This window comes from Frateuria sp. (genome assembly GCF_013362045.1).
Lineage (GTDB): Bacteria > Pseudomonadota > Gammaproteobacteria > Xanthomonadales > Rhodanobacteraceae > Frateuria_A.
In genome coordinates this window covers 1-10205 of record NZ_JABFWW010000317.1, presented here as the reverse complement: position 1 = coordinate 10205, position 10205 = coordinate 1, and the positions used below count along the sequence as shown (strand labels likewise).

Genomic DNA, 10205 nt, shown 5'->3' with positions numbered 1-10205 from the left:
GGCACGCGGGCGCCGGCCGCCGGCTGCGCCATGGCCGAGCCGGCCGCGAGCGCCAGCGAGGCGGCCAGCGCCAGGCGCCACGAACGTTGGCGCAGGATCGCCGACGGAACAGCAAGAGAGGCACGGGACATGAAGGACTCCGGCGAGTGGATGGAAACCCTCCGGAACTTAGCAGCAAAGCGGTCGCGGCCTCATCTGCCAGCCGGCACCCCGCCCCGCTCTGCGCCATCCGCTGCCGCCGGACAGGCCAGGGAGCCAGCCTGCGCCGCGGGCACATGGACTTCGACCAGCAACCCCAGGTCATTCCGCGTCGGCGCGAGGAACGAGGTGCCGAACAAGCCGCGATAGGCCGCGAGCTGCGTTTCGTAGCCGCGCGCGATGCGAAGCCGGGCGGCGTCCAGGTCCGCGACCGCCACGTCGATGCCGAGCACCTGCGGCCCTCCGGCGCGCAGGGCATCCGCGGCGATTCCCGGCCCATCCGGCTGCAGCGCCAGCAGGCGCTTGCCGCCGACCGGCACGCAGTAGCCGCGCGCGGCCAGCTGCGGAAAGCGGATCGGCGTGGCGCCGCCGAAACCCATGCGGGCCAGCCGGTCCCGGTCCGCCCCGGCGTTCCGCGACAACAGCCAGAATCCGGTCACCGCCTGCGCGCCATTGGGGTGCATGCGCGCCGCGCGCCCGGCGGCGGCGCGGCCCGGTGTCGCTGCCAACGTTGCGTAGTCGATGAAGAACAGATGGCTCGAGAGCGGATCGCGTTTGAATGCGAACAGGCGCCAGCGCGGCGGATGTGCGGGGCCGTCGCCATCGGGATCGTCGGCCGATGCCGAAAACACGTCCGTCGGCGCGAAGCCCTGCGAGGCCAGTTGCTTGCGCCGCAGTTCGAGGTCCGGCGCGCGCAGGCCGAAGGTCCGCGCACCCGCGCTGCCATGCAGCGAAGCCTGGTCGGCCAGCATGCCCGGATCCATGCTGGCATCGGACCGCGTGATGCCCAGCAGCTCCACGTAGCTGCCGTCCGCCATGCGGATGTAGCGATTGGCGACGCCGCCGGGGTTGCGCCCCGGCACCACCTGGAAACCGAGCTTGGCCGTCATCACCGACGTGACTTCGTCGATGCTGCGTCCCCATAGCAGGACATGATCCAGCCTGTCCGGTTCCGCGACCGGCGGCAATGGAGCGGCGGAGCCAGGCTGGCCGACGGCCAGCACCGTGAACAGCAGGGACAGCAGCGCAGGGGATCGCACGGTGCAGGGCTCCGGTTGGCGTGGGGAGGCCTGCACCGTGCCAGCAGTAGTTTCCGCGGACAATGACCTCCGGGGTCATGGCCTCGATCGGCGCCGAAGGCCGGCATGGGCCATCCGGACGGCGGAGGGTCCTTCTGCGGTGACCGAACCCGGCAGCCCGCGTCGGACGACCTTCGCTGCCATGGATTTCATCCGCCGCGTTTGATATATGGACTCGGGGTGAGATGGACGTCCAGCCGACCATTCGGCCAATCGCAACGCCAGGAGGAATGCGTGATGAGCAAACCCCTCGTTTTCGCCTTGCTGATGCTGGCGGCGCCAGCCGCACTCGCACAGCAGCAGAATCAGCCGTCCCAGGACCAAGTTGCGGAACAAATGATGCGCATGCATCAGGAACAGCTGAACCGGCAGGCACAGAACACCGCCACGAACTTCGCGCGCGGCGATCACCAGGCATGGCTGAACTCCATGGCCAACCTCACCAGGCTCCGCACCAAGCTCGCCGAAGCATGGCAGGGCATGGGCATGTCGCCCCAGGGAGCCAAGGTGGTTGCCGACGCCTACGACCCGGAATGGGCATCGCATGCCCATCACGTATCGCTGCGCGGAAAGACCGACCAGGAGGTCGCCCAGCTGATGCAGGCCGCCCTGAAGGACAAGCGCTTCCTGGATGCCGACCAGTTGCTGATCGATTACCAGCGGCAGAAGCTCAGGCTGGGCGAGTTGAGTTCCATCCAGGAGACGCATTGAGCAGCGCACTGCGCTGAGCAGGAGCCCGGACCGGGCCCTACTTCCTGGGTTCCAGGGAGCGGCCCGGTCCGTGCCGGGTTCCCTGCTAGTGCGCCAGCGCCTCCTCCACGGCGCTGAATGCCGATTTCCCGCCCCGGCGCTTGTCCGGCATTCCGGTGGCGAACCAGACCACGCCGGTGCCGCCCTTGCGGTCCACCCACAACCCGGCCTGCAGTCCGTAGGCAGAGCCGGAATGGCCCACGCGCGCCACGCTGTCGCCGAACGGATCGTCGCGGCAGCCTTGCTCCGGCGTGGCCAGCGTCTGCACGGCCAGGCCGTAGCGACAGAAGAAGCCCGGATCGACGTCGCCGGTGTCGTCCTCGTACGTCTGGCCATTGCCGGGCCGATACTGCCATTGCGGAGCGATCATCGCCTGCAGGGACGCGGGCTTCAGGAACCGCTTGCCATCGAGGGCGCCATTGCCCAGCAGCAGGCGGCCGATACGGACCAGGCCGTTGGCGGAAATGCGCAGGCCGCCTTGTGGCGAGAATAGCGCGCCGTTCTCGCCGGCACGCCAGCGCGACAGGTCGCAGCTGCCATCGCGTGCCGGCGTCACCGGACACGCGGGCTTGCGGCCGTGGTTGTCGTCCTTCACCGGCTTGCCGTCGGCGTCGTACAGCACCACGGCGCGGGCAGCGGTAACCGCGTCGCAGCGATCCCAGTTGAAGCAGCCGTCGATGCCCAGCGGACGCAGCACCAGACGCTCCATCAGCCGGTCGAAGCGCTCGCCCGTGGCGCGCTCCATGACCTGCGCCACCAGCGGAAAGTTGAGGTTGGTGTAGTGGAAGAACGTTCCCGGCGCGTGCTTGCCATCCCAGGCACGCGGGTCCCCGACGATATCGCGCAGCTTGCCGCCTAGCGGCGTCTGCCAATAGCCAGCGTCGTCGGTGAGGCTGGAGCGGTGCGACAGCAGCAGGCGCAGCGTGATCGGCACTTCGGGGAAGGCCGGGTTGCGCAGCCGCCAGCCGAGCAGGCCGGACACGTCCGCATCCAGATCGAGCTTCCCTGCCTCCACCAGTCGCATCACCCCCAGCGTGGTGACCAGCTTGGAGATCGAGGCGATGCGCACCGGGTCGTCCGGGGTGACTGCACGGCCCGTGGCCTTGTCCGCCAGGCCGTGGACCCGCGTCGCGGTGGTGCCGTCGCGGTCGAAGGCGACGCGTACCGTGGCGACCGGTTCGCCCGCGCGGGCCGCGGTGCCCAGCAAGAACAACAGGCAGACCATCCACCGCAGGGGCATGCTTCGCTCCGTTTGTGCAGGACCGGCGGCAGGGATCAAGCCCGAAAGAACCGTGCCAGAGCCGGCCTCCGCTGAAATTACACTTCGGTCCGAGCCTTGTCGGCAACAGGACTGCTGCTTTTTCGCACCGCCCTCCTCATGGACGCAAGCGATCTTTCCCTCCCCCGGCCCGTTCGTCGGCCAGTCGGGCGTTGAGTCCTTCTGCCGCAGTGGCGGCGTAGGCGCTGCACGCCGCTGCGTCGACCAAGCCCGCTGCTGCATTTCCCGACGGACGCCGTGCCACCCTCTGCCAGAAGCCGCTGGCATCGGGATGAGGGGTGAGCAACACATCGCATGGGAGATCGGCCACGGTGGCAATGGCCTGGCGAAAGGCATTGACGCGGTCGGGATGGTCACTGAAGCGGAAGCCGGGCGCGCCTATTGCGGTGAGGCTGTCCGCATAGGCCATGCGCAGGCAGCGCCCGTCCGCGCACGAGTTCCAGGTCCACGAGGTGCTGCCTGGTGTATGGCCTGGGGTGTAGTGCGCGGTGAATGCCACGCCACCCAGCTGCACGACTTCGCCATCGCGCACCACGCGCACGTCCCATACCGGTGGATAGCCGGGCGTATCGCCATATTGCGGATCGTCGCGGTCGGCACCGCCCAGCGCCATCTCTCGCCGGCCATCCGCGCTCGCCAGCACCTGCGCGCCGCTATCGCGCTTGAGAGCGGCAATGCCGCCCGCGTGGTCGGCATGCGCGTGCGAGTTGAGGATCCACTTCACGTCGCGCATGCGGAAACCCAGCGTGCGGATATTGGCCTCGATCACCGATGCGGACGCGGGCAGGCCGCCGTCGAACAGCGCCAGGCCCCGTCCGGTATCGACCAGTATCGAGGACAAGCCGTAGGGCCCGACGTACCAGGTGTTGCCATAGATGCGAAGCGGCCTGTGCGGCAGGTTCCAGTCCTTGCGGTCGATGCCATGGCGCGGTGCGCTCGTAGCATGAGCGGCGGGCGCGGCAGGCGGGAACGGAGCGGATGCCAGCGCGAGGCCGACGAGAAGATGCAGGGGCATGAGGGGGGTCCATGGACGCAAGGCCAGCAGCATCGCCGCCGCCGGTAGCACGCAGCAGGCAGGGTTCTGTCGCTTTGCAGGCACCACGGTCGAGCGAACCGGTTAGGTGGCCGTCAGCTACGTCCCCTTGAGCCGTTTCGTCGACCGGCCATCAGGAAAGCGCGCCCTGTCCCACGCGTTTGCGCAGGCGCACGAGAAGTGGCCAGACGCCCAGGTGCACCAGCGCGGAGAGAGCGGCAACGACTGCAGCCACCACGGTCGGCAGCACCGCGCCGAACGTGAACATCATGCCCAGCACGAACCCCAGCACGCACTCCGCGCGGTAGCCCGGCAAGAGGATGGCAAGCACCACCATGGCCTGGAACAGGTCGGAGGTGATGCTCTCGGCGCCGTGGGTAAACGACACGGCGATGCCGATTCCGAACAGCAGCGCGACGACGAAACCCATCGTCGCTTTCCTTGCAAAGGTCGCCGCCGTTGCCCCGGGGCAACGCGCACGGCGTCGCTGGATGCGGCCGGTCAGGAACCAGACCAGGGCCGGCACCAGCAGCGCGCCCCAGCCGTTGGACACCGCGGGCAGATCGGCACGGTCCAGGAGGTGGTGGCTGACCACGCCGCCGTGCAGGTGCTGCCACGCAAGCTGCGCCAGTTCCGCGAGCGTGGCGAGCGCGCCCAGGAACAGGCGCCAGTGCCGGAGTTTGCGTTCCGCCATCTCGCATCCCTCCATGCTCAGCAACATCGGCCTTGGTCGAAAACCACGGTAGCGCCGGCCGTGGGCGATGCGACCTGCCACAAGTCAGTGCCGTGCCAGACGTCACGCCCCACCTGGCACTCGCCGCTTCAGGCGACGCCCTACAGGCCGTGCACGCACCCTGCTCAGCTTCGAAAATTAAAAAGGGGACGCGACCGATCGAGCTCTCCACCTAGGGCGAAAGCGCACTCCGAGCCGGGCGTCCCTCCCTTTTGGGGACGGGGCCCGGCCCCGCGCCACCCCAGGGCGGCTGGGGCCTGCCCATGTCCCAGACAATCCGATCCCTGCCTCTTCCTTCCTGAAATTGCAGATGGATGCGCCCGACGACGTAGCCGGGCTGCGCATAATCATCCGCGGAGAACGCATCCGGCCGTGTGGCGACCATGGCCTGGTACATCAGGTCGTCCCGCAAAAAGAGCCGATCGATGCTGTTGACGGAATAGCGTTGCCGTTGCGGATGGCTATGGACGTCAACGCCGACGGCCTGCATGCCCGCCGGACATGCGTTGGTTCTGGGACTGGCCGCGTGGGCATAGACGGTCAGCAGCACCGAGCCCCATCTCGTGCCATCGGGCGTCCGACAGAGATTGCCGATGGCCTCGACGCCGTGCTCTCTGGTCCATGCATGGAGCGCATAGGCCACGCGGATGGCGAAACCATCCATGCCCTGCTGCGTGTCTGCCGCTTCCAGCTCACCGATCCGGTACACCGGCACGTCATGTCCGCGCACGGTGGCATGGGCAACGACGGGGCCAGCCTCCGAAACAGCCCAGGCGAGCGACCCGGGAACGAACAGCATCCCGAGCAACACCGCCGGAACAGATACCCATGAAGAAGGCATGATCCAACTCCTGTGAGTCGAACCACCCGCGAGCCAGGGCCCGTCTCGGCGCCAGCCGCATGCTCTGCATCCGACGACGGCGCATTCGCTCGGGAGTCACCCGCGCCCCGCCGTCGCGATGGGTCGCATTGCAAAAAATGACGCGCAGCGACCCGGCCCGCTCCGGCTGGAGAGGCATTCGAGGGTGGTCTTTCCGGCCTGTCCCGACCTTGCGCTAGATCAGGCAGATCCCTTGGACGATGGTGCGCACCTCATGTGCAAGGTGGGCGTGCCTGGTCGATCGAAGCCAGGTCGCGCGGCTAGACGATCGATCTGGAGCACACGGGCATGATGGATACCTCGCAGGCCATGGAACATGGATGGCGCCGTGCGTGGGCCTATACGACGAAACAGCGCCACGAGCGGAGGGTTCGTGCCGAGGGCTCCAGGCGGCTTTCAGGCGCACGGTGCCCTGCCGGCATCATCGCGCGCGATGGCCGCATTGGCCCCTCAGCTTGAAGATGGTCAAGCGTTCTATCTAATGCGGCGGAACCGAGCGCATCGAGAAATTCGCGGAGTAGCTCGTGCCGCGCACCGCCGTAGGCGACGACGGCCACGGCGGACTTGCTGCCGGCGCGGAAACAGGCGCAGGCGTCCGCCGTGAGCAGCCGCGTCCCGCGGCCCGGAAGGCTCTACTCGGAAACACGCTCATTCTCCAAAGGCAATCGCGCGCCCGGGGTCTGGCAGCGCTGAGCTGAAGCAATGATGCTCGGATGCGGTGAAACCAGGAATGGTTTAGGCAAGGTGGATCGGATCGGGTCGAATCACCTGCGGCGGGTGGTCAGCCGAACACCCGCACAGCGTCGGAATCGAACGCAGCGGACAGCATCCTCGACCGTCGCGCCCCATCGGCGCTTCCCTCATAGGTGGATCATCTTCGGGCAGCCTGGGTGACTGCGCCTTCGCCCCCTGCCTCAACCCGATCTTGCAACGCCTCCTCGTGCCTGCCCTGCAGGAAGCGCCGCACCGCGGGGTCGCGCTCCAGCCCGATCGCGCGCTGGTAAGCCGCGCAGGCTTCCTCGCGCCGCGCGCAGCGTGCCAGCAGCTCCGCCCGCGCGGCCCAGTAGGGCTGGTATTCGGCCAGCCGCGCATCGCCATGCAGTGCGTCGAGCGCGGCCAAGGCCGCTTCGATGCCGTGGACGTGAGCCCGTGCCACCGCGTGGTTCAGCGCAACGACGGGCGATGCCGTCAGCGCCGCGAGTACGGCATAGAGCTGCTCGATCGCGGCCCAGTCGACCTCGCGGCCGAACCGCCGCACGCTGTGCGCCGATTGCACCGCGGCTTCGAGCTGGAAGCGCCCCATGCGGCCGGCGCGGCTTGCCTGTTGCAGCAACGCCTCGGCCTCGTCGATGCGTGCAGCGTCCCAGCGCCGCGGGTCCTGCTCGGCCAGCGGCACGTAGTCGTGCCCCGCCTCGCAGCGGCGTGCGCCACGCCGTGCGTCGGTGTAGAGCATCAGTGCGAGCAGGCCCAGCGCCTCGGGCTCGCCGGGCAGCAGCGCGGCGACGAGACGGCCCAGCCAGATCGCCACGTCGGCCAGGTTGCGGCGGCGCGCATCGGTGCCGTCGGCGTCGAGCCAGCCTTCGGCGTAGGCGGCATAGATGGCGTCCAGCACCGCATCCAGCCGCCCCTGCAGCTCGTCGGTCGCCGGCAGCTCCAGCGCGATGCCCGCTTCGCGGATGCGCCGCTTCGCGCGCACCAGGCGCTGGCCCATCGCCGTCGGCGCAACGAGGAACGCCGACGCGATCGCAGCGGCGTCGAAGCCGAGCACCGTCTGCAGCATCAGCGGCGCGCGCACCGCGGCGTCGATCGCCGGATGCGCGCAGGCGAACAGCAGCCCCAGGCGGCGATCGGGCAACTCGTACAGCGCAGGCTCCGCCGCCTCGTCGGCCAGCAACAACTGCTGCACGGCACTGCGCTCGTCATGCACGCGACGGCGCACCTCGTCGACCAGGCGGCGTCGCGCCACAGTCAGCAGCCAGGCTTCCGGCTTCGCCGGCACGCCATGGTGCGGCCAATCGGCCAGCGCCACGGCGAACGCCTCGGCCAGCGCGTCCTCGGCGCCGGCGATGTCGCGCGAGCGTGCCGCCAGCAGCGCGACCAGCTTGCCGTAGCTGCGCCGTGCGGTCGTTTCGGCCGCACGCGCAGCGGCGTGATGCTCAGGACTCACAGACAGCCCACACGGGCCGCACTTCGACCGCCCCATGGCCCGCGCCCGGGCAGCGCGCGGCCCACGCGAGCGCGGCGTCCAGGTCGGGCACGTCGATCAGGTAGTAGCCGCCAAGCTGCTCGCGCGTCTCGGCATAAGGGCCATTGAGCAGCTCGGTCCTGCCCTCGCGCACGCGCACCGTGGTGGCGGTGTCGGCGGTGCGCAGCCGGCTGCCGCCGCGCAGCACGCCAGCCTGCTGCAAGGCCTCGGTGTAGGCGGTGTAGGCTGCCAGCGCAGTGGATTTTTCGGCATCGCGCAGCCGCTGCAGCCCAGCGGGGTCGGCGTGGATCATCAACAGGTATTCCATGGAAAGCTCCTTGGGGTTCGCGACGGCAAGCGTGCCGTCATGGGATGTCGCCCGGAACATGCACGTTTCGACAGCCGCGAGGCGCCCACAGGCAAGTGTCTGCCCTGCCCTCGCTTTCTGCATCCGTTGGAACCGGGACTGCCCGCCCCTTCCCCATAGGGGCCGCAACCCGTTCACCGCACGCATGCAGCTACTACATGCGCAACGCGCCGGCCGTACCATGGGCCTGCCGTATTCCTGGCGGCGACCCCGCCCGTTCCTTGACTCAAGGGGAGAAGGCCGTGCCCATCCGACTGGACCACCTCATCGTTCCCTCGCGCGACCGCAAGGCCGCGGCCGCGCTGTTGGCCAGCATCCTGGACGTCCCGTGGTCCGAGGACACTGCCGCCGGCCCCTTCAGCCCCGTCTACGTCAACGACGAGCTGACGCTGGACCTGGGCCAGATCATGGGCGAGTTCTCGCCCCAGCACTACTGCTTCCAGGTGAGCGAAGCGGAGTTCGACCTCATCCTCGGCCGCCTCGTCGACAAGGGCATCCCTTACCGAAGCACGCCCATGGGGCCGGTGGACATGCAGGTCAGGCAGCAGCACGGCGGCCGCACCGTGTACTGGAGCGAACCGGACGGGCACGCCTGGGAAATCCTGACGTCCAGCTACGCCCGGGCGGCACGGTAAGCGCGGGACGGCCGTCCGCATCTACTGGCCCGCCACCACCCGGCGAAGGAGACGCGAAATCAGGACCTGGTCCCGCCGGCCCCAACCGTTTGCAGGTCCAGATGGAAGAACTGGTTGAAGTCGCTGGCGACGTATCCACCGAACGTAGCGCCTTTGGCGAACCCGAACTTCCCGTACAGCGCGATGGCGCTCCTGAAAGGTTCGCCCGAACCCGTTTCCAGGCTGACCCGCGCGTAGCCCCGCTGCCGCGCCACCCCGATCATGTGCCGCAGCAGGGACGCCGCCACGCCCTTCCGCAGGTGCTGCGGCGCGGTGCGCATCGACTTGATCTCGCCATGGGCGCCCGACAGCCGGCGCAAGGCACCGCAACCGAGCAGCTCCTCGCCCTCCCACGCAGTGAAGAAGGACACGTCCGGGTGCTTCAGGGCGGAAAGGTCCAGGGCATGCACGGTTCCCGGCGGCGAATGGACGTGCATGGCCGCCAGGTGCAGTCGGAGAAGTTCGACGACCTTGGGGTTGTCGAGATGGCCGGACGAAATGATCATGGGTGCGTGTCGAGGGTTTTGCTTCCCTGTGAGCCGTAGCAGCGATGCCTCGTCCGTCTGATCGTCGAGAATTTCCATATGCACCCTAACGTTCGACATGAACGGCGACTCGCCGACGACGACGCCGGCCGCTAGACGTTCGCCGCTCGATGGAGCGGTTAGGCCGCGATGCGCAGATGCCCGACGCCTCACTGCCCTTCGAGCTTGAACAACTTGACGACCCGCCCCCGATTTCTCGCACCAAGCACCCGCAACTTCTGGAGCGCCCTCTCGCTCTGCGAGCTTTCATTATGGAGCGCCCATCGCGCGACGAGCACTTGATGCTCCTCATGGGTCATCTGACCACGGGCCATAGCCTCGTAATCAGCTCGCCACGGCGCCTGTTCTTCTGAAACATCAAACGGACAAGCTTCAGTTGGATTTTCGAGCGGTGCGCCGCAAGTCGGACAGAGGTTCATGGTCCTAACGCTGGAGTTAAGCGGCGCGCGGTACGCGCGGAGAGTTCCCACGAAAAAGTGGAC

At 68.3% G+C, this 10205-nt stretch carries 11 protein-coding genes; 2 read left to right on the top strand and 9 right to left on the bottom strand.

Annotation, left to right across the window (positions count from 1 at the left end; genetic code table 11):
• Window positions 1-191: 191 nt before the first annotated feature.
• Complete coding sequence (locus HOQ08_RS15225; RefSeq protein ID WP_291196879.1) at window positions 192-1202, bottom strand: VOC family protein; 1011 nt, start codon at window positions 1200-1202, stop codon at window positions 192-194.
• Between the two features lie 312 nt (window positions 1203-1514).
• Between HOQ08_RS15225 and HOQ08_RS15220 the strand changes: the two genes are divergently transcribed.
• Window positions 1515-1988, top strand: a complete 474-nt coding sequence (locus HOQ08_RS15220; RefSeq protein WP_291196876.1) for a hypothetical protein — start codon at window positions 1515-1517, stop codon at window positions 1986-1988.
• A gap of 85 nt (window positions 1989-2073) precedes the next feature.
• Here HOQ08_RS15220 and HOQ08_RS15215 read toward each other — a convergent pair whose 3' ends face one another.
• The 6 genes from HOQ08_RS15215 to HOQ08_RS15190 form a co-directional block, all read right to left on the bottom strand.
• Window positions 2074-3267, bottom strand: a complete 1194-nt coding sequence (locus tag HOQ08_RS15215; RefSeq protein ID WP_291196873.1) for a serine hydrolase domain-containing protein — start codon at window positions 3265-3267, stop codon at window positions 2074-2076.
• Between the two features lie 136 nt (window positions 3268-3403).
• Window positions 3404-4354 carry a subclass B3 metallo-beta-lactamase gene (gene bla / locus HOQ08_RS15210; RefSeq protein WP_291196869.1) on the bottom strand — a complete coding sequence of 317 codons (951 nt, stop codon included), beginning with the start codon at window positions 4352-4354 and terminating at the stop codon, window positions 3404-3406.
• A 118-nt stretch (window positions 4355-4472) separates the two neighbouring features.
• Window positions 4473-5033, bottom strand: a complete 561-nt coding sequence (locus HOQ08_RS15205; protein WP_291196866.1) for a hypothetical protein — start codon at window positions 5031-5033, stop codon at window positions 4473-4475.
• Window positions 5034-5244: 211 nt separating this feature from the next.
• Complete coding sequence (locus HOQ08_RS15200; RefSeq protein WP_291196863.1) at window positions 5245-5913, bottom strand: hypothetical protein; 669 nt, start codon at window positions 5911-5913, stop codon at window positions 5245-5247.
• Window positions 5914-6823: 910 nt separating this feature from the next.
• Window positions 6824-8119 (bottom strand): DUF6596 domain-containing protein, encoded by a 1296-nt coding sequence (locus HOQ08_RS15195; RefSeq protein WP_291196860.1) that lies wholly within the window; start codon window positions 8117-8119, stop codon window positions 6824-6826.
• Window positions 8109-8465 carry a YciI family protein gene (locus HOQ08_RS15190; RefSeq protein ID WP_291196857.1) on the bottom strand — a complete coding sequence of 119 codons (357 nt, stop codon included), beginning with the start codon at window positions 8463-8465 and terminating at the stop codon, window positions 8109-8111. Before HOQ08_RS15190 ends, HOQ08_RS15195 begins: the two co-directional genes overlap by 11 nt.
• A 281-nt stretch (window positions 8466-8746) precedes the next feature.
• Here HOQ08_RS15190 and HOQ08_RS15185 point away from each other — a divergent pair, with 281 nt between their 5' ends.
• On the top strand, window positions 8747-9139 hold the full coding sequence (locus tag HOQ08_RS15185; protein ID WP_291196854.1) for a VOC family protein: 393 nt from the start codon (window positions 8747-8749) through the stop codon (window positions 9137-9139).
• 59 nt (window positions 9140-9198) lie between these two features.
• On the opposite strand, the gene HOQ08_RS15180 is transcribed toward HOQ08_RS15185, so the two are convergent.
• Together HOQ08_RS15180 and HOQ08_RS15175 are read right to left on the bottom strand one after the other, a co-directional pair.
• Window positions 9199-9762 carry a GNAT family N-acetyltransferase gene (locus tag HOQ08_RS15180; RefSeq protein ID WP_291196852.1) on the bottom strand — a complete coding sequence of 188 codons (564 nt, stop codon included), beginning with the start codon at window positions 9760-9762 and terminating at the stop codon, window positions 9199-9201.
• Window positions 9763-9872: 110 nt separating this feature from the next.
• Window positions 9873-10205: hypothetical protein (locus HOQ08_RS15175; protein ID WP_291196849.1), on the bottom strand; the 333-nt coding region annotated here is incomplete at its 5' end.